The organism is Actinomadura sp. NPDC047616 (assembly GCF_040642915.1).
GTDB lineage: Bacteria > Actinomycetota > Actinomycetes > Streptosporangiales > Streptosporangiaceae > Spirillospora > Spirillospora miaoliensis.
This window is the reverse complement of record NZ_JBEYTB010000023.1, coordinates 12,850-37,369: the sequence shown is the minus strand read 5'-3', so window position 1 is coordinate 37,369 and position 24,520 is coordinate 12,850. Positions and strand designations below refer to the sequence as shown.

21 protein-coding genes and 1 pseudogene are annotated in these 24,520 nt (G+C 72.5%); 10 read left to right on the top strand and 12 right to left on the bottom strand.

Annotation, left to right across the window (positions count from 1 at the left end; all coding sequences use genetic code 11):
- Positions 1-43 precede the first annotated feature (43 nt).
- Positions 44-1,501, top strand: coding sequence for a hypothetical protein (locus ABZ801_RS37525; protein WP_360707641.1), 1,458 nt, complete (start codon positions 44-46; stop codon positions 1,499-1,501).
- Between the two features lie 38 nt (positions 1,502-1,539).
- On the opposite strand, the gene ABZ801_RS37520 is transcribed toward ABZ801_RS37525, so the two are convergent.
- Positions 1,540-1,953 carry a hypothetical protein gene (locus ABZ801_RS37520; protein ID WP_360707639.1) on the bottom strand — a complete coding sequence of 138 codons (414 nt, stop codon included), beginning with the start codon at positions 1,951-1,953 and terminating at the stop codon, positions 1,540-1,542.
- Between the two features lie 229 nt (positions 1,954-2,182).
- On the opposite strand from ABZ801_RS37520, the gene ABZ801_RS37515 reads away from it, so the two are divergent.
- On the top strand, positions 2,183-2,386 hold the full coding sequence (locus ABZ801_RS37515; RefSeq protein WP_360707637.1) for a hypothetical protein: 204 nt from the start codon (positions 2,183-2,185) through the stop codon (positions 2,384-2,386).
- A 72-nt stretch (positions 2,387-2,458) separates the two neighbouring features.
- Here ABZ801_RS37515 and ABZ801_RS37510 read toward each other — a convergent pair whose 3' ends face one another.
- Positions 2,459-2,689, bottom strand: a complete 231-nt coding sequence (locus ABZ801_RS37510; protein WP_360707634.1) for a hypothetical protein — start codon at positions 2,687-2,689, stop codon at positions 2,459-2,461.
- Positions 2,690-2,910: 221 nt separating this feature from the next.
- Between ABZ801_RS37510 and ABZ801_RS37505 the strand changes: the two genes are divergently transcribed.
- Positions 2,911-3,294, top strand: a complete 384-nt coding sequence (locus ABZ801_RS37505; protein WP_360707631.1) for a hotdog domain-containing protein — start codon at positions 2,911-2,913, stop codon at positions 3,292-3,294.
- Positions 3,295-3,639: 345 nt separating this feature from the next.
- Entirely contained in the window at positions 3,640-4,179 is a 540-nt protein-coding gene (locus ABZ801_RS37500) for a cysteine hydrolase (RefSeq protein ID WP_360707628.1), read from the top strand.
- On the opposite strand, the gene ABZ801_RS37495 is transcribed toward ABZ801_RS37500, so the two are convergent.
- The 3 genes from ABZ801_RS37495 to ABZ801_RS37485 all read right to left on the bottom strand — a co-directional run bounded on the left by ABZ801_RS37495 (position 4,176) and on the right by ABZ801_RS37485 (position 8,372).
- Positions 4,176-5,060 carry an ABC transporter permease subunit gene (locus tag ABZ801_RS37495; protein ID WP_360707626.1) on the bottom strand — a complete coding sequence of 295 codons (885 nt, stop codon included), beginning with the start codon at positions 5,058-5,060 and terminating at the stop codon, positions 4,176-4,178. The two genes, ABZ801_RS37500 and ABZ801_RS37495, sit on opposite strands and share 4 nt — an antisense overlap.
- The gene (locus tag ABZ801_RS37490) at positions 5,057-7,582 is read right to left on the bottom strand and encodes an alpha/beta fold hydrolase (RefSeq protein WP_360707623.1); all 2,526 of its coding nucleotides are present in this window, start codon (positions 7,580-7,582) and stop codon (positions 5,057-5,059) included. The genes ABZ801_RS37495 and ABZ801_RS37490 overlap by 4 nt, the downstream gene beginning before the upstream one ends.
- Positions 7,583-7,715: 133 nt before the next feature.
- Positions 7,716-8,372 carry a TetR family transcriptional regulator gene (locus tag ABZ801_RS37485; protein ID WP_360707620.1) on the bottom strand — a complete coding sequence of 219 codons (657 nt, stop codon included), beginning with the start codon at positions 8,370-8,372 and terminating at the stop codon, positions 7,716-7,718.
- Between the two features lie 105 nt (positions 8,373-8,477).
- Here ABZ801_RS37485 and ABZ801_RS37480 point away from each other — a divergent pair, with 105 nt between their 5' ends.
- Both ABZ801_RS37480 and ABZ801_RS37475 read left to right on the top strand, forming a co-directional pair.
- Complete coding sequence (locus ABZ801_RS37480) at positions 8,478-11,120, top strand: MFS transporter (RefSeq protein WP_360707831.1); 2,643 nt, start codon at positions 8,478-8,480, stop codon at positions 11,118-11,120.
- 14 nt (positions 11,121-11,134) lie between these two features.
- Positions 11,135-11,962 carry a YceI family protein gene (locus ABZ801_RS37475; protein ID WP_360707617.1) on the top strand — a complete coding sequence of 276 codons (828 nt, stop codon included), beginning with the start codon at positions 11,135-11,137 and terminating at the stop codon, positions 11,960-11,962.
- Positions 11,963-11,984: 22 nt separating this feature from the next.
- Here the strand turns inward: ABZ801_RS37475 and ABZ801_RS37470 are convergent, their stop codons facing one another.
- The 6 genes from ABZ801_RS37470 to ABZ801_RS37445 all read right to left on the bottom strand — a co-directional run bounded on the left by ABZ801_RS37470 (position 11,985) and on the right by ABZ801_RS37445 (position 19,402).
- Positions 11,985-13,034, bottom strand: a complete 1,050-nt coding sequence (locus tag ABZ801_RS37470) for a hypothetical protein (protein ID WP_360707614.1) — start codon at positions 13,032-13,034, stop codon at positions 11,985-11,987.
- Positions 13,035-13,282: 248 nt separating this feature from the next.
- A complete protein-coding gene (locus ABZ801_RS37465) occupies positions 13,283-14,359 on the bottom strand; it encodes a 2-oxoacid:ferredoxin oxidoreductase subunit beta (protein WP_344948757.1) in 1,077 nt (358 codons plus the stop codon).
- On the bottom strand, positions 14,352-16,193 hold the full coding sequence (locus ABZ801_RS37460; protein WP_360707611.1) for a 2-oxoacid:acceptor oxidoreductase subunit alpha: 1,842 nt from the start codon (positions 16,191-16,193) through the stop codon (positions 14,352-14,354). The genes ABZ801_RS37465 and ABZ801_RS37460 overlap by 8 nt, the downstream gene beginning before the upstream one ends.
- A gap of 184 nt (positions 16,194-16,377) precedes the next feature.
- Positions 16,378-16,479: a putative leader peptide gene (locus tag ABZ801_RS37455; protein ID WP_360707828.1), complete on the bottom strand. Its 102-nt coding sequence runs from the start codon at positions 16,477-16,479 to the stop codon at positions 16,378-16,380.
- A gap of 131 nt (positions 16,480-16,610) precedes the next feature.
- Positions 16,611-17,918 carry a hypothetical protein gene (locus tag ABZ801_RS37450; RefSeq protein ID WP_360707608.1) on the bottom strand — a complete coding sequence of 436 codons (1,308 nt, stop codon included), beginning with the start codon at positions 17,916-17,918 and terminating at the stop codon, positions 16,611-16,613.
- Between the two features lie 386 nt (positions 17,919-18,304).
- Positions 18,305-19,402 carry a hypothetical protein gene (locus ABZ801_RS37445; RefSeq protein ID WP_360707605.1) on the bottom strand — a complete coding sequence of 366 codons (1,098 nt, stop codon included), beginning with the start codon at positions 19,400-19,402 and terminating at the stop codon, positions 18,305-18,307.
- 366 nt (positions 19,403-19,768) lie between these two features.
- On the opposite strand from ABZ801_RS37445, the gene ABZ801_RS37440 reads away from it, so the two are divergent.
- The 4 genes and pseudogenes from ABZ801_RS37440 to ABZ801_RS37425 all read left to right on the top strand — a co-directional run bounded on the left by ABZ801_RS37440 (position 19,769) and on the right by ABZ801_RS37425 (position 23,627).
- Positions 19,769-20,140 carry an NADH-quinone oxidoreductase subunit A gene (locus ABZ801_RS37440; protein WP_360707602.1) on the top strand — a complete coding sequence of 124 codons (372 nt, stop codon included), beginning with the start codon at positions 19,769-19,771 and terminating at the stop codon, positions 20,138-20,140.
- Positions 20,141-20,252: 112 nt separating this feature from the next.
- Positions 20,253-20,687, top strand: a pseudogene (locus ABZ801_RS37435) (NADH-quinone oxidoreductase subunit B family protein); the annotation flags it as partial.
- A 1,364-nt stretch (positions 20,688-22,051) separates the two neighbouring features.
- Positions 22,052-22,669: an NADH-quinone oxidoreductase subunit C gene (locus tag ABZ801_RS37430; protein ID WP_360707599.1), complete on the top strand. Its 618-nt coding sequence runs from the start codon at positions 22,052-22,054 to the stop codon at positions 22,667-22,669.
- Complete coding sequence (locus ABZ801_RS37425; protein ID WP_344948771.1) at positions 22,662-23,627, top strand: complex I subunit 1 family protein; 966 nt, start codon at positions 22,662-22,664, stop codon at positions 23,625-23,627. The genes ABZ801_RS37430 and ABZ801_RS37425 overlap by 8 nt, the downstream gene beginning before the upstream one ends.
- A 9-nt stretch (positions 23,628-23,636) precedes the next feature.
- Here ABZ801_RS37425 and ABZ801_RS37420 read toward each other — a convergent pair whose 3' ends face one another.
- Entirely contained in the window at positions 23,637-24,362 is a 726-nt protein-coding gene (locus tag ABZ801_RS37420) for a helix-hairpin-helix domain-containing protein (protein ID WP_344948774.1), read from the bottom strand.
- Positions 24,363-24,520: the final 158 nt, after the last annotated feature.

The following is a 24,520-nucleotide window of genomic DNA, read 5'->3' as shown; positions in this document are numbered from 1 at the left end:
GTGATCGTCTTTGTCCTCGCTCCCGCGTCGGCCCCGGCGCCCGGTGCCTCCGGCGACCGACCGCGGCGAGGGTCCCGCCTCCTACCTGGCGGTGGTCCTTCTGGTGGGCCTGCTGGTGGGCGCGCTCGTCGTCGCGAATGTTCCGGTCAGCGTCACCGCAGGCATCAAGGCCGCCGTCTGCAAGGTCGTCTCTGACTCGCGGTGCGACACTCCCGAGGAGGCCGGCGGAGGTTCGGGCGCGGCGGGCGACGGGCGCCGGGGTGTTTCCGCCGCTCCCAGGGACAGCGGGAAAAAAGACGACGGCAACTGCTGGAGTTGGGCGCACTGGGCCTGCAGCGCCGTGGACGGGTTGCGGCTGGGCACCGGGGACGTCCTCACGGACGCCTGGGACGGCGTCACCTTCGTGGGCTGCCTGGCGCACATCTGCAGCCACGACGGCTTCAAGAGCAACTGGAGCGGCATCGGCGCGCTCTTCACCACGGATCCGCGGGTCACCGCGAAGACCATGTGGGACGAGTCCACCAAGCCGATCCGCGACGACTGGAACAACGGCCACAAGGTCCGCGCCGTCTTCCGGGCCGTCCCGACCGTCCTCGGCACGGTCTTCGGCGGCAAGGGCCTGACCAAACTCAAACACCTCAAGGACAAGAAACCCGACCCACCGCCTCCCCGGGACCCGCCGGACGTGATCGCAAGGCGGGCCGGTGAGGCGGCGCGCCGCGGCGACGTGGACGCCGCCGACAAGGCGCTGGCGGACGCCGAACGACATCTGCGCGAGCTGCGGGAGGCCGCCGCGGACGACCCGGCCCGGGTCTCCTTCGGCGATATGTCAAAGGCCCGGGCCGCCGTCTGGGAGGCCAGAAGGGCCGCCAAGGACGCCAGGATCCGCAAGATCCTGCTGCAGACCCCGTCGGGACGCTGGGCCAACGACATCCTCAACCGGTACAACGTCGAGGTCGTGTACAGGTCCAGAGGCGGCACGGAATACTTCCACGACTCCAACCGGGTCATGATGAGCACGTCCAGAGGCGGAAGCACGCCGGAGGAAGAGCTCCTGCCGGAGAACGCGCTCTCTCCCGAGGAGCAGGCGGTCGACCTGGTTCACGAGGCCAATCATGTCGAGTACGACCACACCGGCCGGAGCGCCGCCATATCCCTGCCGCGGGACAAATTCGTGGACGGCCTCCTCAGGGAGGAGGCCGAGGGCGTCGCCCGCCAGGTGGAGATGACGTACGAGCTCAGAGCCCACGGGGCCAGGCTGGACGTGACCGATATGGAAGACGTGTACTCCCGGGGCTACAACCGCGCCGTGGGCCAGGCCGAACGGCGAGGCGAGGCGCTGACCGACGCGGATCGTCAGCGGATCGGTCGGAAGGGCGCGGTCGACGCGCTGGAGCAGGCGTTCCGTTCCGGACGGTTCAGAACGTCCTCCACCAATGAGACCTACCCCGAGTACTACGGAAAGCAATGGGACCGAGCGAACGGCTGGTCGACTCCCTGATTCCTTCTGGGCGACGGCCGGCGGACAGGGTCCGCGGTTCACGACGCCCGTCTCGCCGCGGCCTGAATTCCGACCTCACGCAGCCGGGTGGCCAAGAGTTCCATCTCGGGAAGTGTCCCTGTGAAGCTTCCCGCCAGAACTCGCCGCAGGATTTCTTTCATCTGCGGCAGGTCCACGCCCAGTTCCGTCCGCAGTACCTTCATCACCGACACCGGGCTGGGCGCCGGGTCGACGATCTCAAGCCGTGCCGGACCGTGCGCCTCCAGCAGCCGACCCCGTAGATCCGCCGGAATGTCCCCGCGCCCGCACGCGGCGACGGTGCCGCATGCCGAGCAGTTGCTCTGGACGTCCCAATGCAACCCATCTCCGAGCAGCACTTGTGTCGCGCTGCACTGCATCAGAGCACCACAGGCCTTGCACGGTGACGGATATTCGACCGACGCGACGACCACGGCTGCACCGCTCCGTCCCTACCGGCCATGGACTTATGGCACCCCGCCCAGGCCGTGAAATATGTCTACGGGGGATGACGTACGCACTCTATGTCGTACTGCCCTGCTGCATGCAGAGGTCGTCGTGGCTCTCATGCCGTGCCGTCTGGCGTTGGCCTTCGTCAGATGATGGACTGGTCACGGCGACTGCGGCGGTGCGCCGGCAGGGTGGGCAGGCGGAGGTGCGATTGTGGCGTTGCTGGAGATCAAGTTCTGGGACGTCGGTGACTTCAACCCCGGAACCAAGAGCGCCGAAGGCCGGTGCACCTGGGGCGGCTCCTCATGCTCGAACAAGCCGGAGTTCACCGTGACCGACAGAACGGGCGTCAACTTCGGCGCATGTGACGACCACGTCCTCACATACATCCGTGACCGCCTGACCCACGGAGCCTGAAACGACCGCCCAACGAGGTCGTCATGGCTGCGGTTCGCCGCCCTGCTCCGATACGCCGCAGACTGCGGCGCGTCAGAGTCGTCGGTACATGATGTGCAGGCCCACATAGCCATGGGACGGGACGGTGCCGTCGTCGTCCGCGGCGACGAACGTACGACCCGGCGGCTCCGGGAACCACATCTCCTTGGCCTGGGCCTCGGTCGTGTCCTGGTCCCACGAGAAGGTCTCGCCCGCCCGCACGATGTCCTCCATGAACGCCCACATCTGCGGCCAGTCGTGCGACGTCGCTTCTCTGATCAGCATGTTCGCCAGCCTGAGCCGCCCGGGGTAGGACGCGCAACCGGGTTTCGCGCCGTCGCAGGGTGCACAGGCCGCGCACCCGTGGCGACGACCCGGCGAGGCAGGACCGAGTCCAGGCGCGCCCGCCCCGCGTGATGCCTCGCGCTTCGCTGCTGGTCCGATCGGACGGGTGGCGGCAGGCCGTCTTCAGCGCCGGTGCGGCGGGCGGCGTTAGCGTGGTGGGCATGGAGTTGACGGTGGGGTTGCGGGGCGAGGTGGTCGTCACGGTGGGGGTGGACGACACGGCTGAGCGGGTGGGGAGCGGGGACGTGCCGGTTCTGGCCACGCCGCGGTTGGTGGCGCTCGCCGAGGCCGCCACGGTGCGGGCGGTCGCGGGGCGGCTGGGGGAGGGGCGGACCTCGGTGGGCACGCGGGTGGAACTCGCCCACCGTGCCGCAAGTCCGGTCGGGACGCGGGTCACGGTGGCGGCGGAGCTGACCGCTGTGGACGGCAGGCGGCTCTCGTTCGCCGTGTCCGCCACCGATGGGCGCGGCACGGTGCTCGGCGATGGTCTCGTCGAGCGGGTCGTCGTCGATCGTGAGCGTTTCTTGGGTGCCCTTTCGCGCTGAGCCGGGCCGGCGCGGGGCGTCAGTACGGTAGGGGACGGCCGGAAGGGGTCCGGAGGTCGAGCGGACTTGGTTGACGTGGGGGTTTCGGGCGCTTGACAAGCTGCTGCCTGGCCATGGTGATCATCTCCCCCGTGGTGGCGATGACGTAACCCCTGATCCGTGCGATGGTGCGGACGGATCCAAGGTTCGCCGAGTTTATGCACCTGTCTCGTGTTGTTCGACCGGTTTTTCCCGGGCGGCGGTCGGCAACCGGCCGCGGCCGGTTCTGGCCGCCCGGTGCGAGGCGGCGGCGGGGCGGGGACAATGCCGTGTCCGGGCCGGGGGCGCGATCTAGAATGCCGCCACATGACCGCCTTGGACCTCGCCCCGGCCGGTACCGCCCTCCTTGTCATGGACCTTCAGGTGCGCGTCGTGGGGCAGGAGACGCGGCCCTTCACCGGTGCGGACGTCGTGCGGCAGGCGATGCGGCTGGCCGACGGGTTCCGGGACGCGGGCGGACGGGTGGTGATCGTTAAGGTGGAGCGGCCCGGTGTGGCGACGCAGCCGCCGGGCAGCGAGCTGGTCGGGGAGATGCGTCCCCGCCCGGGCGACCTGCTCGTCACCAAGCGGGACACGAGCGCCTTTCACGAGACGGGCCTGGACGGCACGTTGCGGGAGCAGGGCGTCGGCACGGTGGTGGTGAGCGGGCTGCTCGCCGAAGTGGGGGTCGAGGCCACGGCGCGGGACGCCGCCGAGCGCGGTTACGTGGTGGTGCTGCCGAAGGACGCCACGGCGAGCCTGTCGGACGAGGCGTACCGGGTCGCCGTGGGGACGACGTTCCCGCGGCTGGGCACCGTGTGCACGACGGACGAGGTGCTCGCCGCGCTGCGGGCCGGGAACAACTAGGACACCACGTCCCGGCCGCGGAAGCGGCGGAAGGCGAGCGCGAACAGCACGACGGCGTACGTCACCGACAGCGCGGTGCCCTTGGCCATGCCGGTCCACTGGATCTGCGGCTGCAGGGCGTCGGTCCACGCGTACATCCAGTGGGTCGGCAGGAAGTCCCGCCAGGAGCCCAGCGCCGTCACCGCGTCCAGGATGTTGCTGACGATCACGAGCCCGACCGCGCCGCCGACCGCGCCCAGCGGGGAGTCCGTGGTGACCGACAGCAGGAACGCCAGGGCCGCCACGACGAGCTGGCTGACCAGCGCGAACCCGACGATGATCAGCATGCGGCCCAGAGCGGTGCCCACGGGGACGCTGCCGCCGGTGGGGAGCCGTACCTCGTCCCAGCCGAAGGCGACCGTGCCCGCCGCCAGGGACATCAGCGGCAGGGTGAGCACGGCCGCCGCCGCGTACGCCAGCGACACGATCAGCTTCTGGCGCAGCAGCCGGGCACGCGGCACCGGGGCGGCCAGCAGGTAGCGCAGCGACGACCAGCCCGCCTCGCTGGCCACGGTGTCCCCGCAGAACAGCGCCACGGCGACCACGAGCAGGAAGCCGACCGAGACGAACATCGCGAACAGGGCGAAGTTCATGGCGCTCGCGGTCGCCACGGTGACCAGGCCCGGGGCCTCGCCCGGTTCCGGGTCGCCGCCGAGCTTGAACGCGGCGACCAGCACCCACGGCAGCACCAGCAGGATGCCGAACGCCACCAGCGTGCGGCGGCGCCGGAACTGCCGGACGGCCTCCACGCGCAGCGGCAGCGTGCGTCCCACACGGTAGCCGGCCGCGCCGTCCGCCGGCGCGGCCGCGGGGCGTGCCGCGACCTCTTCGACGCTGCTCACGCCGTCCCTCCGGTTCCGATGATCTCCAGGAACGCGTCCTCCAGCCGCCGCCCGGACCCGACGATCTCGGCGACCGGGCCGGCCGCGACGCGCCGTCCGCGCGACATGACCACCGCGTGCGTGCAGGTCTGCTCCACCTCGGCCAGCAGGTGGCTGGACACGATGACGGTGCGCCCGGCCGCCGCGTACCGCACCAGCACCTCGCGCATCTCGCGGATCTGCGGCGGGTCCAGGCCGTTGGTGGGCTCGTCGAGCACCAGCAGGTCGGGCAGGCCGAGCATGGCCTGGGCGATGGCCAGCCGCTGCCGCATGCCCTGCGAGTAGGTGCGGACGGGGCGGTCCAGCGCGGCGCCGAGGTCGGCGATGCGCAGGGCCTCCTCCACGTGCGCCTCCTCGGCCGGCCGGCCGGTGGCGCGCCAGTACAGGTCGAGGTTGTCGCCGCCGGACAGGTGCGGCAGGAACCCGGGCCCCTCGACGAACGACCCGAGCCGCGACAGCACGGGCGCGCCGGGCGTGACGCGGTGCCCGAAGATGCGGATCTCCCCGGCGTCGGGATGGATGAGGCCCATCAGCATGCGCAGTGTGGTCGTCTTGCCCGCGCCGTTCGGGCCGAGCAGCCCGAGCACCTGCCCCTTCTCCACGCGGAACGACAGGTCGTCGACGGCCAGGTGCCCGTTCTTGTACGCCTTGGTCAGCCCGGTGATCTGCAGCGGGACGTCGGCGAGCGAAGGGTCGTGCTCCGCGCCGCCCCTGCGGCGGCGTCCGGTCGCGAGGATTCCGGCGGCGACGGCCAGGCCCGCGGCGGGCAGGATCCACACCCAGGCGGGCAGGGGCGCGGCCGGGGTGGTCAGCGACGGGACGCCCGGCACCGTCAGCCCGGACACGGCCCGCACCTTGTACGTGGCGGGCTGAACGGGCGTGGCGAAGCCCATGTCGGTGGTGGACAGGACGAGACGCATCCGGTGGCCCCGGTCGAAGCGGTAGTCCATGCCCGGGAGGGTGACGGTGACCTCGCGTCCGTCGCCCGCGTCCCGCACCCGCAGCGGCGCGGGCAGGCGGCGCGCGGGTGACGCCTGCCCGTCGGGCGCGACGTCGTACAGCTTGGCGAACAGCACCACGTCGCCCTCGCCCTGGACTCGCACGCGCACCGTCGGCGCGCCGGTGAGCTGTAGCGGCTCGGTCAGGCGCGGCGAGTCGAACACGGCGGACTGGCCGGGCATGTCGGCGGGCAGCTGCCCGGCGAGCGCGCCCGCCCCGCCCAGGTCGCCGATGCTGCCGAGGGCGCCCAGGCCGGGCAGGGCGGAGATGGACGGCGGTGAGCCGCCCGCCGGGTTGTGGATCGTCTGCTCGCGTCCGGTGAGCGGGACGGTGCGCCGCTCGGTGCCGCCCAGGCCCGGGTACCGGCCGGTGGACGCGGCCTGCACGACGACCTGCTGGCTGGCCGAGTCGATGCCGCCCGTCCGCGTCACCGTGAAGCCGTCCACCGGCCGTGCGTCGTCCTCGCCGCGCAGCCGCCGGTCGAACCAGTCGCGGACGAGCCCCTGGACGCGTGCGGTCTCCGGGTCGCCGCCGTCGTGGCCGCCCTGGAACCAGACCACCGACACCGGCGCGCCGTTGCGGGCGATGGCGCGGGCGTTGGCGTCGGCGTGGTCGAGCGGGAACAGCGAGTCCGACTGGCCCTGCACCAGCAGGGTCGGCACCCTGATCCGGTCGGCCACGGACTCGGGGCTGGAGCGGCGCAGCGTCTCGACCGCCTCCGGCGTCGGCCGTCCCGACTCGGCGACCTGCTGGTACATCGCGCACAGCGACGGCAGGAACCGTCCGCACGCGTCGTTTCCGGGGGTGCCGGTGAAGAAGATCCCGGCCCACAGCTTCTTGAAGACGCCGGCGTCGGCGCCCTCGCCGGTCGCGTCGGGGAACAGCGCGTCGGGGAGGCTGTACCAGGTGATCTGCGGGGCGATGGCGTCCACGCGGCGGTCGTGGGCGGCCGTCATCAGCGCGATCGCACCGCCGTAGGAGGCGCCGGCGATGCCGACGCGCGGGTCGCCGGGCCGGTCGAGCGTCACCTCGGGACGGCGCGCCAGCCAGTCGATGAGCTGCCGGACGTCCTTGACCTCGTAGTCGGGGGAGTTGAGCGCGATCTGCCCGGTGGACGCGCCGAACCCGCGCGCCGACCAGGTCAGCACCGCGTACCCGGCGCGGGCGAGGTCCTCGGCCTCGGCGCGCATGTCGTTCTTGGAGCCGCCGAACCCGTGCGCCAGCAGGACGGCGGGGCCCTTGGCGCGTCCCACCGGCCGGAAGAACGTGGTGTCGAGCGAGACGCGCTGGTCGTCCTTCGGCCCGTCGACGACCTGGATGCGCTGCTGCAGCGCCCTGACGGGCGGTTCGCCGGACGTCACGCCCCATGCCAGCCCGCCGCCTCCGGCCGCGACCGCGACCGCTCCGGCGGCGGCCGTCCAGCGCGTGACGCGCCCGGCCCCGCCCCACCGCTCCCGGAGCCCGCGCGCTCCCCCCAGCCTCATGCCCAGAACCCTATGTGCCGCTTGCGGGACGGCCGGTCCGTCCCTCAGACGATCCCGTCTGCTCCCGTCGCCGTATCCGGGGCCGGCCCGGTTACGCCCAGCGAAGTATCACGCCTCGGGAAAACCATCCGTCTCACTGGGGGCCACGCGGAGAGAGAGCCGCGGTGAACATCACAGTGAGACGGTCGGCCAGCTCGGCCGGGTCGGCGGCGCGCAGGTCGGCCATGCCGAGCATGCGGCGGATGGGGCCGACGCCCATGATGAGCTGCGCGGCGAGGGTGGCGCGGGCGCGCGCGTCGGGGCCGTCGAGCCGGGCGACCAGCGGTTCGACCAGGACGCGTTCGGTGTGCTCGCTGAGGATGAGCTGCACCTCGGGGTTGCCGACGGAACGGTCGATCATGCGCGGCAGGGGACCGGGGACGGTGCGGTGCACGGCGCGCACCACGTGCTCGGCCAGCCGCCGGGGCAGGGCCGCCGCGTCCCCGGCGGCGATCAGCCCGGCCAGCGCCGACTCGCCCTCCAGCACCTCGGCGAACAGCCCGGCCTTGGAGCCGAAGTAGCGGTGCACGAGGGCCACGTTGGCGTCCGCCGCGGCCGCGATCATGCGGACGGTCACGCCGTCGTAGCCGTGCTCGCCGAACAGGTCCCGGGCGGCCTCCAGCAGCCGGCGCCGGGTGGCCTCCCGGTCGCGCGGCCGGTCGCGCCGCCCGGCGGGACGCGCGTCGGGGCCCGACGGCCCCTCGACGTCCGGCTTGTCCCGCTCGACCAGCATTTTCTCTCCCGTCGCCACGCGCCCCAGTATCGCCTGGTTTGCATGTAAACAGATGACTACTTAGGATATGTGCAGAGCACAGGTAATTGACTTGCTATGGGGGCCAGCGTGACTCAAGCCAGCGTGACGCCGGACATAGGCGGGCGACACGCCGCGCCGCGCGAACAGGCTCCGGTGCACTACACGCACCGGCAGATCCTGGAGATCCTCACGGGGCTGATGCTGGGCATGCTCACCGCGATGATCTCCACGTCGATCGTGGGCACCGCGCTGCCCACCATCGTGGGAGACCTCGGCGGCCAGGACCAGCTGTCCTGGGTGGCCAGCGCCACGCTGCTGACCATGACGGCCTCCACCCCGCTGTGGGGCAAGCTGTCGGACATCTTCGGCCGCAAGCTCATGTTCCAGAGCGCCCTGCTGCTGTTCGTGCTGGCCTCCGTCGGCGCCGGACTCTCGCAGGACATCGGCCAGCTCATCGCGGCCCGTGCCGTGCAGGGCCTGGGCGCGGGCGGCCTGTCGGCACTGGCGCAGGTCATCCTCGGCGACGTCGTCTCGCCGCGCGAACGCGGCCGCTACGCCGGCTACATGGGCGCCGTGTTCGGCGTGGCCACCGTGGCGGGCCCGCTGCTCGGCGGGTTCATCGTGGACGCCGACGGGCTCGGCTGGCGCTGGTGCTTCTACGTCTGCGTCCCGCTCGCCGTCGTCGCCTTCCTGGTGATCCAGAAGGTGCTGAAGCTGCCCAAGGTCAAGCGCGACACCCGGCTGGACATCTTCGGCGCGTTCACCATCACCGGCGGCGCCGCCGTGGTGATGCTGCTGCTGTCGCTGGGCGGCAAGGAGTTCGCCTGGAACTCCGGCTGGACCTACGGGATGCTGGCCGCCGCCTTCGTGCTGCTGGTGCTGGCCGTGCTCGCCGAGCGGATCGCGCGCGAGCCGATCCTGCCGCCCCGGCTGTTCCGCAACCCCACGTTCGTGCTGACCAGCCTGGGCTCGGCGGCGCTGGGCTGCGCCATGTTCGGCGGCATGATCTACATGCCGCAGTACCTGCAGATCGTCAAGGGCATGAGCCCCACCGCCTCCGGGCTGATGACGCTGCCGCTGGTGGCGGCCATGCTCGTCACGTCCACCGTCTCCGGCCAGATCGTCACCCGCACCGGGCGCTACAAGATCTTCCCGGTGGTGGGCATGGTGCTGGCCGCCGTGGCGATGTACCTGCTGTCGCAGCTGCACACCGACTCCAGCAGGCTGGTCATCGGAGTGGACCTGGCCGTGCTCGGCCTCGGCCTCGGCCTGACCATGCAGATCCTCCTGCTGGCCGCGCAGAACGCCGCCGACCCCGCCGACCTGGCCGCCACCACCTCGGGCGTCTCGTTCTTCCGCAACCTCGGCGGCGCCATGGGCGTGGCCGGGTTCGGCGCCATCCTCACCAACCGCCTCACCAGTGAGCTGAACGACCGCATGAGCGCCGCGCACGTCAGCGCGCCGGCGGGCGGTGAGCACCTGGGCTCGCCCGACCAGATCCACGCCCTGCCCGAGCCGTTCCGGGGCTGGGTGCTGGACTCGTTCACCGCCGCGCTCCAGCACGTGTTCCTGTTCGGTATCCCGATCGCGATCGTCGGGCTGCTCGCCGTCCTGGTGATCAAGGAGCTGCCGCTGCGCGGCGGACGCGCGGTCGCCGCGGCGCCGGCCGGGGCTGCGGCCGGCGCCGGGGCGGCCGGTGCCGTCCAGGCCGGGCCCCTGGCGGACGGTCCCGGCCAGGCCGGGACGGCTCCGGTGGACGCTACGGGGGCGGCGTCCACCGGAACCGGCCCCGCCGGCAGGCACGCGCGCGGCTACGAGCCGCCCGCCGACCCGCCCGAGCAGCTCGTGTCCGTCGGCGCGAACGGCGCCCACGACGTCCACGCCTCCCAGACCCCGAACGGTGTGGCGGCCGGCGCGCCCGCGGCGCCCCAGCCGCAGTTCGCGTCCGCCGCCGCACCCGGCCACACCACCCCCGACGAGGGGAACGGCGGGCAGATCCGGGGCGTGGTGTACGGACCGGGCGGCGGACCGGTCGCCTCCGCCGCCCTCACTCTCATCGACGTGGCCGGGCGCCAGCTCGGCCGCGCCCAGACCGGCCCGGACGGCCGGTACGCCCTGCGCACGCCCGGCCCCGGCACGTACGTGCTGATCGCCGCGTCCGCCGAGCACGAACCGCAGGCCGCCACCCTCGTCGCCGGTGACAAGCCGCTCGACTTCGACCTGGTCCTGGCGGGCAACGGCGGGCTGTCGGGCACGGTGCGCGACCCCGGCGGCGCCCCGGTCGAGGGGGCCATGGTCGTGGTCACCGACGTGCGCGGCGAGGTCGTGGGCAGCGCCCGCACCGCCGCCGACGGCGGCTACGCCCTGCGCGACGTCGTCGCGGGCGCCTACACCGTGGCCGTCAGCGCCGAGGGGCACCGTCCCGTCGCCCTGCAGGCCGAGGTCACGGGCAGCGGCGCCACCCGCCTGGACGTCGAGCTGCGGCCCGGCGTGCAGGTGCGCGGCACCGTCCGCAACCAGTCCGGCGAGCCCGTCGCCGACGCCAGCGTCACCCTCCTCGACGGCGCGGGCACCGTGGTGGCCCACATGATCACCGGGCCGGACGGCGAGTACGCCTTCACCGACCTCACCGGCGGCCAGTACACCGTGATCGCCTCCGGCTACCCGCCGGTCGCCACGGCCCTGACGCTGACCGGCGACGGCCCCGACGGGCACGACATCGAGCTCGGCCACCCCGACGCGTGAACGGAAGGCGAGCCATGAGCGACACCCGAGGGCTGCGCGGAACCGTCCGGACCAAGGACGGCTGGGCGGTGCGGCACGCCGTCGCCACCGTCACCGACCTGGCCGGACGGCAGGTCGCGCGGGTGGAGGCGGACGAGGCCGGACGGCTGGCCGCCGCACCGCTGCCCGCCGGGACCTACACGGTCATCCTCACCGCGGTCGGCTACGCCCCGCACGCCGCCACGCTGATCGTGCCGGCGTCGGGCGCGGCCGACCTCGGCACGGTCGTGCTGGGCCGGGCGGGCGGCCCCGACCTGCCGCCACCCGGCCCGTGGACGATCGACCCGGTGCACTCCAGCGTCGGCGCCGTCGCCCGGCACCTGGGGCTGTCCAGTGTGCGCGGCCGGTTCGCGTCCTTCGAGGGACGCATCGACATCGCCGAGCCGGTGGAGGCGTCGACGGTGCGGGCCCGCATCGACGCCGCGTCCATCGACACCGGCAACAAGCTGCGCGACGACCACCTGCGGTCGGCCGACTTCCTCAACGTCGACGTCCACCCGGCGATCGAGTACGAGGGCATGGGGCTGACCGCGCTCGGCACCGACCGGTGGACCGTGCACGGACGGCTGACCCTCAACGGCTTCACCCGTCCCGTCGACCTCGACCTGACCTACCTCGGCAGCGGCCCCGACCCGTGGGGCGGTACCCGCGCCGCGTTCCGCGCCGCCACCGAGCTGCGCCGCGCCGACTTCGGCATCCGCTACAACGAGATCCTGGAGGCCGGGATCGCCGCGGTGGGCGAGAGCCTGCGCGTGGAACTGGAGATCCAGGCCGTCCAGGGCGACGCGCTGCCGCCCGGCTGAGGCCCCCCGCCCGGCCGGCCGGTCAGCGGCCCTTCAGCTCGCGGACGAGCCGGTCGGCCTGCGCACGGTCGGCGGGACCGGTGATGACGATCCGCCCGTCCAGGATCGGCATGTCCACCCGCGGCGCCGTGACCAGCCGATCGCGCACCACGAACGCCAGATCGCGGCCCACCGACGCGCGGGTGAGGTTGGCGAACGCCGCGTGGTCGCGCTTGCGCAGCGTCACCGCCACGTCGTAGGCCCCGCTGCCGCCGTTGCGCTGGGTGCGCAGGTCGGCGACCTCGCGGATCGCGATGCCCTGCGCCAGCCGGTAGCAGGTCGGCCCGCTCGCCGACTGCCCGGTGACCCCGGGCGTGCCCGCCGGGCACTGCCCCGGCGTCGTCTGCGTCACCGGGAAGACGTTCAGCGGCGCGGCCAGCACCACGGGACGGGTGCGCATGGACGCGGCGATCATCGCCCCGCTCACCGCCACCGCCGCGATCAGCAGCCCCAGCGTGACCACCATGACCAGCAGCGCGGACCGGTGTGCGCGCGCCGCCTGCTCGGCGTCGTCGTGACGGCGCCGGTGCGCGGCCCGGCTGCGCTTGACCTCGGCGATCTCCCGCTGCCGCGCCGCCGAGCGCGCCCGGCGGCGCCTGGCGGCGTCCGCGGGCGCCGTGCCGAGCCCCGAGCCCGACGACATGCCCAGCCCCACGCCGCGTTCCCCGTCCGCCGGGACGGGCATGGGCTTCGTGGCCCCCACGCCCTCCACAGGCTTCGTGGCCTCCGCGCCCTCCGTGGGCTTCGTGCCTTTCGCGAGCTTCCCGCCCTTTGCGGGCTTCGCGCCTTCCGTGGGCTTCGCGAGTGCCGCCTGTTCGGCGGGTGGGGCGGCCTCGGGCTCGCCCTTCTTCTTGCGGCGCCTGCGCTTCTTCCTACGGCCCGTCCTGCCCTCGTCGGGGGCGGGCGGCGGGGCGTCGACGGTCACACGGGACGGTTCGGGTTCCGCCGGGGCAGCGGGCGGTTCGTCCTTGCGTGCCGGCACGGCGACGTGCGTACGCTGACGGCCCTTGCTGCGGCGCGGAATGACCCGCATCGTCACCTCCCCGGCGGCACGGCCTCAACCGGCCGACCCACACGCGTCGTACCCGGCCGTGCTTCACCCGACCACTCGATACCCGACCGGCCTCGCGGCGATCTCCGAATGATCTACCGATTGGTCCAGTCTTCCAGTACCCCGGCCGACGGCGCATCGTCCACCCGGCCGAACCCGGCCACACCCGGGCGAAAGCGCACGGGCCGGCCCCCGTCAAGGGGACCGGCCCGCGCAACCGGGTCCGCGAATCAGTCGACGCGCCAGGTGTCGCCGCTGGCGAGGAGGGCGGCCAGGTCGCCCTTGCCCTCCCGCTCCACGGCCTCCTCCACCTGGGCGCGCAGCAGCTCGTCGTAGGACGACCGCTGCACGTTGCGGAAGACGCCGATCGGGGTGTGCTCGAACGACGGCGAGTCCAGCCGCGACAGGGCGAACGCCTGCGACGGGTCGGGGTTGTGGGCGTCGTGCACCACGAGCTCCGACGGGTCCACGTCCGCGACGTTCACCACCTCGAAACCGCCGGACGGGCCGCGGCGCAGGCCCTTCTGCCGGTCCTTGCCGAACACCACCGGCTGGCCGTGCTCCAGGCGGACCGTCACCTCGTCGCGCACCTGCGGGTCCTTCAACGGCTCGAACGCGCCGTCGTTGAAGATGTTGCAGTTCTGGTAGATCTCCACCAGCGCGGTGCCCTTGTGCTCGGCGGCCTCGCGCAGCACCGACTGCAGGTGCTTGCGGTCGGAGTCGATGGTGCGCGCCACGAACGTCGCCTCCGCCCCGATCGCCAGCGAGATCGGGTTGAACGGGGCGTCCAGCGACCCCATCGGCGTCGACTTGGTGATCTTGCCGAGCTCGGAGGTGGGCGAGTACTGGCCCTTGGTCAGCCCGTAGATCCGGTTGTTGAACAGCAGGATCTTCAGGTTGACGTTGCGGCGCAGCGCGTGGATCAGGTGGTTGCCGCCGATCGACAGCGCGTCGCCGTCACCGGTCACCACCCACACCGACAGGTCCGGACGCGACACCGCCAGCCCCGTCGCGATCGCCGGGGCGCGGCCGTGGATCGAGTGGAACCCGTAGGTGTTCATGTAGTACGGGAACCGCGACGAGCAGCCGATGCCGGAGACGAACACGATGTTCTCGCGGCGCAGCCCCAGCTCGGGCAGGAACGACTGGACCGCCGCCAGGATCGCGTAGTCCCCGCAGCCGGGGCACCAGCGCACCTCCTGGTCGGTCTTGAAGTCCTTGAGGGTCTGCTTCTGGTCGGTCTTGGGCACCAGCGCCAGGGCGCCGAGCCCGTTGCCGTTGACTCCGTTGACCCCGTTGTCACTCACTGTCGATCACATCCTGGATGACGCCCGCCAGCTCCTCGGCCTTGAACGGCAGGCCGCGCACGCGGTTGTAGCTGATCACGTCGACGAGGTACCGGCCGCGCAGCAGCAGCGCCAGCTGGCCGAGGTTGATCTCGGGCACCAGCACCTTGTCGTAGGAGCGCAGCACCTCGGCGATGTTGGCCGGGAACGGGTTGAGATGCCGCAGGTGCGCCTGGGCGACCGGACGGCCCGCCTTGCGGACCCGCCGCACCGCCGCGGAGATCGCACCGTACGTGCCGCCCCAGCCGAGCACCAGCACGCGCGCGTCGCCCGACGGGTCGTCCACCGCCAGCGGCTCGAGGTCGCGGGCGATGCCGTCCACCTTGGCCTGGCGCAGCCGCACCATGGCGTCGTGGTTGGCCGGGTCGTAGGAGATGTTGCCCGAGCCGTCGGCCTTCTCCAGGCCGCCGATGCGGTGCTCCAGGCCCGCCGTGCCGGGCACCGCCCACGGCCGCGCCAGCGTCTCGGGGTCGCGCCTGAACGGCTGGAAGTCCCCGCCGTCGGCGACGGCGAAGCCCGGCTCGATCGTCGGCAGGGAGTCCACGTCCGGCAGCTTCCACGGCTCGGAGCCGTTGGCCAGGTAGCCGTCCGACAGCACCACCACCGGCGTGCGGTACTTGACGGCGATGCGGGCCGCCTCCAGCGCCGCGTCGAAGCAGTCCGACGGCGAACGCGGCGCCACCACCGGCACCGGCGCCTCGCCGTTGCGGCCGAACATGGCCTGCAGCAGGTCCGCCTGCTCGGTCTTGGTCGGCATGCCGGTGGACGGCCCGGCGCGCTGCACGTCGATGACCACCAGCGGCAGCTCGGTCGCCACCGCCAGGCCGATCGTCTCGCTCTTGAGCGCGATGCCCGGCCCGGACGTGGTCGTCACGCCCAGCGAACCGCCGAACGAGGCGCCCAGCGCCGCGCCCACCGCCGCGATCTCGTCCTCGGCCTGGAACGTCCGCACCCCGAAGCGCTTGTGCCGCGACAGCTCGTGCAGGATGTCGGACGCCGGCGTGATCGGGTACGAGCCCAGGAACACCGGCAGCCCGCTGCGCTCGCCCGCCGCGACCAGCCCGTAGGCCAGCGCCGTGTTCCCGGTGATGTTGCGGTACAGGCCCGGCTCGTGCTCGGCGGGCTTGACCTCGTACGACACCGAGAACGCCTCGGTGGTCTCGCCGTAGTTCCAGCCCGCCCGGAACGCGGCGATGTTCGCCTTCATGATCTCGGGCTTGCGGGCGAACTTGCGCTCCAGGAACGCGATGGTCCCCTCGGTGGGCCGGTGGTACAGCCACGACAGCAGCCCGAGCGCGAACATGTTCTTGGCGCGTTCGGCGTCCTTCTTGGAGATGTCGAAGTCGGCCAGCGCGCCCACCGTCATCGAGGTCAGCGGCAGCGCGTGCACGCGGTACTCGCGCAGCGAGTCGTCCTCGACCGGGTTGCCGGCGTAGCCCACCTTGGCCAGGTTGCGCTTGGTGAACTCGTCGGTGTTGACGATCAGGTCCGCGCCGCGCGGCAGGTCGGCCAGGTTGGCCTTCAGCGCGGCCGGGTTCATGGCCACCAGCACGTTCGGCGCGTCGCCCGGCGTCAGGATGTCGTGGTCGGCGAAGTGGAGCTGGAAGCTCGACACGCCGGGCAGCGTTCCGGCCGGGGCGCGGATCTCGGCGGGGAAGTTCGGCAGCGTCGACAAGTCGTTGCCGAACGCCGCGGTCTCCTGGGTGAAGCGGTCGCCGGTCAGCTGCATGCCGTCACCGGAGTCACCGGCGAAACGGATGATGACGCGGTCGAGCTGCTGGACCTGTTTGGTCACAGAGGAAGACCTCCTCGACGCGCAGCATCCGACCCGGGGGAGGCACCCGGGATCGTGATGCTACTTAGGCTTACCTTCATGGTATGTCCGGGATCTGATTGCTTTTTCTCGGAGGTTGGTGACTGGAGGAGGCCGCGGGAAGACCGTGCCGGGCCGGAAAGTACGACCTGGGCGACCCGCGGGTTCACCGGCGACACAGGCAGCTCGCCAGGCGGCACAGGTCGACGTGCAGACGCCGGACCAGCCGTGGAGGCTCGCAGGGGGAGCCGCCGCTCCCCGATGGCACGGATTCCACGCTCTGCACTATAGAGAGCCGCGGAAAGCCACTTCTTACCCGGCCCCGCCCCCTGTCACCTGCGGCGCAGGTGAATGAGGCCTTCCCGGTGACCCCAGTCACCCCACGACGCGACCGGCGGGTCAGGGCCGTCCGGACGGTGACACGGCCACCGACGCCCTCGGGCCCGGCGTCGCGCCGCGGGCCGGCGCGAGCGTCGCGCGTTCCCGGTCGAGCCGGGCCAGCAGCCTGCCGACCTCGCCCGCCGTCAACGCCTGGCCGACCACCCGCGCCTGCGCCTCGTAGGCGTGCTCCCCGGGAGTGTCGCGGGCCTGCCGCATCCACGCCCGCCACCCCGCGCTGCGCACCGTGCACCGCAGCACGATCGAACGGTTGGCGGGCACCGCGCCCGACCCCGTGCAGCCCCCGAGCGTCCGGCCCGCCGCGGTGATCGTCGCGCGGAGCGCCGCGCGCGTCCCGTCCGGCACCGGCCCGCTCTCCGGGACGGTCATCGTCGCGGGGACGCTCACCGTGCAGCCGCTGACGTTCTCGTTGCAGTTGACGAACGTCAGCTTGCCCGCACGGAACCGCACCGTCGGGTCCGGCGCCCCGACCAGCGCGGCCACCCGCGGCCGCAGCTCGGTGAACACCGGCGCCATCTGCGCCAGCCGGGTGACGGTCAACGCGGGGTCGCCGTTGCCCGCGACCTGCACGCGCAGCAGCCGGTGCGGCGCGGACCTGGAGATGAAGTAGTCGGCCTTCGGCGTCTTCACCCGGTACGCGGGCGTGCCGCCGACGTCCTCGGTGGAAGCCCTGCCCGACGCCTTGGCCACCGCCTTGGCGATCGACTCGGGAGCCAGCACGTCCGCCACGTCCAGCCCGGGCATCGACTCGGGCGCCTTGCTCCACCGGCCCGCGTAGTTCTCGGGGTGGGTGCTGTCGGCGCCGTACCGGCGCCAGAACGCGGTGTCCGCCTTCACGTACGTGGCACCGCCCACCGCCACCACGTCGAACTGCCGTCCGCCGACCGCAAGGCGTCCCGTGGCCGCTCCCGACCGCGTCACCTTCAGCCGCACCCGCGCGGACTGCCCGGCTTCGCCGCGCAGCGTCCCGTCGTACTGCACCCCGGGCAGGGCCCGCATGTCGCGTCCCGCCCGCACGGCCCACCCCGCCACGGGCGCGTCGGCCTTGGGCTCACTCTTCTTCTGGGACTCCTCGTCCCCCGACACCAGCACGAACGCCGTGGCACCGCCCGCCAGCAACACGACGGCGCCCACACAACCGGCAACGACCCGGACCGTGCGCGACTTCTTCTTCTCGGGGGCCTTCTCCGGAGGCATCTCCGGTTGCGGCGCCGCTTCCGGAGCCGCCCCGTGCCCCGGAGGCTCCACCGGGCCGCCGGCGGCCATCCCCATCCCCGCCACCAGCACATCGCCCGGCGCGGGCGGCACCACCTGGACCTGCCCCGCACCGGCGGGAGCACCGTACGACCCGGGCGGGGCGGAAGGACCTGCCGTACCGAATCCGGGCACGGAGGGTTGGGCGGACCCGGGATGCGTTCCCGGCTCCGCGCGGGGGGGACGGGGGCCGTGCTGCGGCGGCCCCTCCTGTTCAACGCTCACTCAGCGACCACTCTGTTCCCGACTGCCGATGCCAGACATAGAGTGCCGGACGTTTCGGACCGGCGCAGCACAAGCGCCGATCATCCCGGCGGCGGCACCGGTCACCCAGCGCCGATGCCTCTCTATGACCTACGTCTCAACGCCCGCGAACGGACGGGCGGCGTCGGCGGAAGAGCCCGCGGGGGTGGCGCCGGAGGGCCGGCGCCACCGTCTCGTCACTCCTGGTCGAGAGCCGCCTGCATCTGCTGGATGTCGGAGTCGGAGGCTCCGGGGACCTTGAACTCGGCGCTGACGTAGTAGCGGGTCTCGCCGCTGCGCGACCAGCTGCGCCACGAGCTGCCCGACACGCGGCACTCCGCCCACTGCGGCGACGAGGACGACACCGTGATCGACGTGGTGCAGTTGCCGATCTCACGTCCCGTCGTGGTGCCCGCCCGCAGCGTGTACCGCACCTCGATCTTGGTCGACGAGGTGGTGCCGAGCGGCGGCCGCACCTGCCCGCGCACCCGGCAGCTGTTGCTGTTGGTCGAGCACAGCCCCTTCTCGGTGGTGATCAGGCTGGGCCGGCCGCGGCTGTCGAAGGAGTCCTTCAGCTCCCCGACGCCGTTGCGGATCTCGGTGACCGTCGCGGCCCCGGCACTGCCGGACTGGACGGTCACGTCCGCCGTGACCCGCGGGTAGGTCGACTCGTACCGCAGCAGCTCCGGGTCGTCGTCGTCGGTCAGGTAGAACGACGCCAGGGACGAGGCCACCCGCACCGCCTTGCGGCCGCCGACCGTGGTCTCGGTCTTGGTCAGCCGGTAGGACGCGCTCGACCGCATCTCCGCGGCCAGCGCCGCCGGCGTCAGCTTCCGCTTGAAGGACAGGTCGACGTCGGTGGAGTCGACCCTGCCCCACTGCTGGCCGTCCTTCAGGAAGTACGGCGTGCTCAGCACGCTCGTCTGCCGCTGCCAGTAGGAACGGTCCGCCTTGACGAACAGGTTGTCGTCCACCGACAGCAGCGTCACCTGGGACCCGCCGGTGGTGACGTCGCCGATGGCCCGGCCGCCCTTGGTGATCTTCAGTTCGCCGCTGAGACCGGAGGTGACCGTCCCGAACGACCCCTTGAACGTCATGGCCCGCGCGGACGACAGCCCGCTCGCCGCGGCTCTCAGCCGCTCGGCCGGGGTCGGCTCGCTGCCGCCGCGCACGACGAACACCACCACCACGGCGATGAGCAGCACGACGACGAGCGCACCCCCGACGATCAGCGCGATGATCGCGCCGCCGCCGCCGGAGGCCTTGGGCGGCGGCCCCATCGGCGGCTGGCCCATCGGCCCGCCGGGGCCCGGCGGAGGCGGATAGAAGGGCGGCGGCGTGCCGGGACCCCCATAGCCTCCCGGACCGGACGGCGGCGGAGTGCCACCGGGCGGGCCGCCCGGCCCGCCGGTTCCGGCCGGACCGGAAGGGGCACCGGGGCCGCCCGGCGCAGGCGGCCAGGAAGGACCGGCGGGGGGTTCCCAGCCGGGGGGAGGCGGAGGAGAGCTCATCCGGTCACGTCCTTACAGATCTTTTACCCCGTCTGGTCTCAGTGTGCAGTAAAGAGGGGTCGATGGTAGAGAGTGCCCCCGGCATCCGGAGGTTCGGCCCAGCCCGATCTCTTCAGAGATACTTGACGGGAGGTTCTCCAGGAGGTCACCGTGCGGGACTACTTCCACTCCTACATGGTCGTCGTGGTGTTGCTACTCGTCGGCGGCGGCATCGTGGCGGGCGCGCTGGCCGCCAACCGGATGCTGCGCCCGCACCGTCCCACCCCTGAGAAGCTCACCACCTACGAGTGCGGGGTCGACCCCGTCGGCGGGGACTGGGCCCAGTCTTACGTGCGCTACTACGTGTTCGCCTACCTGTACGTGGTGTTCGCGGTGGACGCGGTGTTCCTGTTCCCCTGGGCCACGGTTTTCTCCGCCCCCGGCTACGGCCTGACCACCCTGGGGGAGATGTTCGTCTTCCTGGGCTTTCTCGCCGCCGGACTGGCGTACGCGGGCAAGAAGGGCGTCCTGTCGTGGGTCTGACACCGCGCGCGGCCGGTAAGAATGCTGCTGTGACCCCCGACAACCCCGGACGGGGAGCGTGCCGATGAGCACCGTGGACCTGCCGACCCCCGGCGTGGGACCGCTGGCCAGGATGGCGCCCAAGCCGATCAAGTTCGTCCTGAACTGGGGCCGCCGCTACTCGCTGTGGGTGTTCAACTTCGGGCTGGCCTGCTGCGCCATCGAGTTCATCGCCACCTCGATGAGCCGCCACGACTTCATCCGCCTCGGCGTCATCCCGTTCGCGCCCGGCCCCCGCCAGGCCGACCTGATGGTGGTCTCGGGCACCGTCACCGACAAGATGGCGCCCGCCGTACGGCGGCTCTACGAGCAGATGCCCGAACCCAAGTACGTCATCTCGTTCGGCGCCTGCTCCAACTGCGGCGGCCCCTACTGGGACTCCTACTGCGTCACCAAGGGCGTCGACCAGATCATCCCGGTGGACGTCTACGTCCCCGGCTGCCCGCCCCGGCCGGAAGCCCTGCTGCACGGCATCATCCACCTCCAGGAGAAGATCGCAGGCGAGTCCCTCGGCGACCGCTACGGCAACGGCGGCGAGCCCGTCGCACCCCCACCCCCGCCCCGGCCACTATCGGCCACAGTGTTGCGCCGCCCCCTGCAACCACCCCCCACCACCCCCGAAGACGCCACGCAGCCCGTACAGCCGATCGACGAGGAAGCCCCCGCGACTCCAAGCGATGCGGCACAACCACCCGCCCAACGCGACGACGCCGTGCGATCCGGTGACGCAGGCCCGAGCGAGGCCACACAGCCGTTGGCGCCAGTAGACGAGCGCAGTGCTGCCGGACCGAGTGACGAGACGCGCCCCCTCCCGTCCGGCGACGCGAGCCCGACCAACGCCACACGGCCGCTGGAGCCGGCCGACGAACGTGGTGGCGCTGCTGCCGAGCCGAGCGTTGAGACGCCCCCGCTGCCCTCCGGTGACGCTGGCCCGAGCGAGGCCACGCAGCCGGTAGAGCCGGTGGACGAGCGCACGACGACTGCTTCCGGGTCGAGTGACGAGACGCGCCCGCTGCCACCTAGGGACGCAGGCACGAGTGACGCCGCGCAGCCGGTGGAGTCGGTTGGTGAACGTGGCGATGTTGCCGGGGCGAGCGTTGAGAAGCCCCCGCTGCCGTCCGGTGACGCTGGTCCGAGTGAGGTCACGCAGCCGGTGGAGCCGGTGGACGAGAGCATGGCGACTGCGGCCGGGTCGGGGGACGAGGCGCGGTCGCTGCCGTCCAGTGACGCAGGCTCCAGTGACGCCGCGCAGTCGGTGGAGTCGGTTGGCGAGCGTGACGATGCTGCCGGGGCGAGTGGTGAGACGCGGCCGCTGTCGTCTGGGGATGCCAGCGCGAGTGAGGTCACGCAGCCGGTTGAGCCTGTAGACGAGGGTGCGGCGGGTGCTGGTGGGGCGAGCGGTGAGGTGGCGAGCTCGTCTGCGGACGCACGGTCCGGCGAGGTCGGGCAGGTCGGAGAGCCTGTTGATGAGCGCGCGGAGGCCGCCACGAGTTCCAGCGATGCGGTGCGGTCGGCCGTTGGCGAGGATGTTGCGTCCGACGCCGTCACGCAGCCGGTGGAGCCGGTCGAGGAACGTGGTGGCGGTGCTGGGGCAAGTGAGGCCACGGCGCCGGTGGAGTCAGTCGACGAGCAGGCAACGGGCGACGCAGGCGGCACGCAGCCTGTCGAGCCGGTTCGTGGGGGAGAGGATGCCGCGCGGGCGGAGGCTCAGGGAGGCGGTGAGCCTTCGGAGGCGGGGCCGTCGGCGGGGGCCGCTGATGTGACGGAGCGGAGCCAGCGGCGCAGGCGGCGCGGGCGTGATGTCGAGCACGATCCGTCGATCATTCCCGGGCTGGTGGACGACGGCGATGACGAGGTCGGACGGAGCGGCCGGTGAGTGCCGATCTGGCCGCGGCCTGGACGGCGCGGTTCGGGGACGAGGTCAGCACCGAGGAGACGCACGGCGGGCTGGCGGTGGGGGTGCCGCCGGAGTTGTGGGTGGACGCCCTGCTGTTCGCCCGTGACGAACTGGCCTGCGGGTTCTTCGACTGGCTGACGGGTGTGGACGAGCTGACCGAGGGGTTCGCCGTCGTCGCGCACGTGTACTCGCTGGAGCGCGGGCACCACCTGCTGGTGCGCACGCGGGTGCCCCGGGACGAGCCGCGGCTGCCCACCGCCGTCGGCGTCTACCGGGGGGCGAACTGGCACGAGCGGGAGACCTGCGAGATGTTCGGCGTGATCTTCGACGGGCATCCGGATCTCAAGCCGCTGCTGCTGCCCGACGGCTTCGAGGGGCATCCGCTGCGCAAGGACTTCGTGCTGGCCGCGCGGGTCGCCAAGCCGTGGCCGGGCGCCAAGGAGCCGGGCGAGTCCGGGCACGGCGCGCCGAGCCGCCGCCGCATGCGCCCGCCCGGGGTGCCCGACGACTGGGGGCCGGCCGCGCAGCAGCCGGCCGAGCGGCCGCCGCGCCGGACGCGCAGACCGGACGAAGGGCGGGGATCCGGTGCCTGACCTGCTGGAGATCGTGCTCAAGCTGGTGCTGGTCGCGGCCGCGTTCGCCGTGCTGCCGCTGCTGGTGGGGCAGGCCGAGCACAAGGTGATGGCGCACATGCAGGGGCGGCTCGGGCCCATGTACGCCGGGGCGTTCCACGGGTGGGCGCAGCTGGTGGCGGACGGGGTGAAGTTCGCGCAGAAGGAGAGCGTGGTCCCGCGCGCCGCCGACCGCACGGTGTTCAAGCTGGCCCCGGCGGTGGCGATCATCCCGTATCTGCTGGTCCTGCTGGTGATCCCGGTGGGGCCGGGCGGGCAGGTCGTGCTCGATCTCGGTCTCGGGGTGTTCTTCGCGCTGGCGGTGATGGGCGTCGGCGTGATCGGGGCGATCATGGCGGGCTGGGCCAGCGCCAACAAGTACTCGCTGCTGGGCGGGATGCGGGTGGCCGCGCAGCTTATGTCGTACGAGCTGCCGATGGTGTTCGCCGCCTCGTCGGTGGCGATGGCCGCCGGGACGTTGTCGCTGGGCGGCATCGTCGAGGAGTGGCGCTGGTGGTGGCTGCCCTGGCAGGCGGTGGGCGCGGTGGTGTTCTTCGTCGCCGGGCTGGCCGAGCTGCGCCGTCCGCCGTTCGACATGCCGGTGGCCGACTCGGAGATCATCTTCGGTCCGTACACCGAGTACGGCGGGCTGCGGTTCGCGCTGTTCATCCTGGCCGAGTACGCCGGGATCGTGGTGCTGTGCGCGCTGACCACGGTGCTGTTCCTGGGCGGGTGGAAGGGCCCGTTCCTGAACACCGAGCTGGGCTGGCTGTGGACGCTGCTCAAGGTCGCCGTGCTGGCGTTCGTGGTGATCTGGCTGCGCGTCAGCTATCCGCGGATGCGCGAGGACCAGCTGCAGAAGCTGGCCTGGGCGTACCTGGTGCCGCTGTCGCTGGGGCAGCTGGCGCTCACCGGCGTCCTCAAGGTCGCCCTCGCCTGAACGACGGGGTCAGGGCAGGAAGACGGCGTACTCGGCGAGCTGCGGGAGCAGGCCGGGCGGCAGGTCGACGTCCACCGACATCTCCTCGGCGGAGATGAAGCCGCCCTGCTCGTCGCGGCGCCGCACGATCTTGTCGACGAGTTCGGGCGTCATGCCCGGCAGCGTGGCCAGCGCCTGCGGGGAGGCGTGGTTGACGTCGACCAGGCCGCCGTCGTCGTAGGTGCGCGGCAGGTCGGGACGGCCGATGCGCAGCTCGTGGGCCAGGGCGGGGTCCTCGGCGGCCAGCGCGCGGGCCTCCTCGCGCAGCGTCCGGCGGTACTTGGCGACGCGCAGCGCGTGCTGGTTGACGTGGCTGCGCGGGCCGGAGCGGGGGAACAGCGAGGGACGGACGGCGAAGGCGTGCACCGTGCCGGAGATCCACAGCATCAGCATCATGATCCCGGCGATGAACCCGAGGAGCGGGTCGCCGACCTGCATCATCGCCAGCACCCCGGCGGTGGCGGCCCCGTAGCCGATGGAGGCCGCCCCCATGTTCCACGAACCGCGCCGGACCGCCGCGTACAGGAACGAGAACGGCGTGCCGAGCCCGAACGTCAGGAACGGCACGAACGCCCACAGGATGCCGCGGGGCTCGCCGGTCTCGACGGGCACCGGGACGGGCACGTGCCCGGCCGGAGGCGGGGGCGGCGGGACGGGAGGCGTGGGGAAGGGCGGACGCCAGCCGGGGGGAGGCATGGGCGGACGGCCGGGATGATGCGGCCGCGGGCGCGGTCGGTGCGCCGAAGGACGGGGCCCGCCCGTGCCGCTCGGATCGTCCACGCCGTGGGTCACGTGGCCTCCTCGCCTGACGGCTCGTCGTCTTGTGAGCTTAGCCGCCGAGCATCGGCTGCGCT

Coding starts and splice junctions, on each gene's coding strand:
- ABZ801_RS37445 (WP_360707605.1), bottom strand. CDS start 19,402: ATGGGCCAGCCGCCGATGGGGCCGCCGCCCAAGGCCTCCGGCGGCGGC.
- ABZ801_RS37510 (WP_360707634.1), bottom strand. CDS start 2,689: ATGCTGATCAGAGAAGCGACGTCGCACGACTGGCCGCAGATGTGGGCG.
- ABZ801_RS37475 (WP_360707617.1), top strand. CDS start 11,135: ATGAGCGACACCCGAGGGCTGCGCGGAACCGTCCGGACCAAGGACGGC.
- ABZ801_RS37500 (WP_360707628.1), top strand. CDS start 3,640: ATGACCGCCTTGGACCTCGCCCCGGCCGGTACCGCCCTCCTTGTCATG.
- ABZ801_RS37505 (WP_360707631.1), top strand. CDS start 2,911: ATGGAGTTGACGGTGGGGTTGCGGGGCGAGGTGGTCGTCACGGTGGGG.
- ABZ801_RS37420 (WP_344948774.1), bottom strand. CDS start 24,362: ATGCCTCCCCCCGGCTGGCGTCCGCCCTTCCCCACGCCTCCCGTCCCG.
- ABZ801_RS37470 (WP_360707614.1), bottom strand. CDS start 13,034: ATGCGGGTCATTCCGCGCCGCAGCAAGGGCCGTCAGCGTACGCACGTC.
- ABZ801_RS37490 (WP_360707623.1), bottom strand. CDS start 7,582: ATGAGGCTGGGGGGAGCGCGCGGGCTCCGGGAGCGGTGGGGCGGGGCC.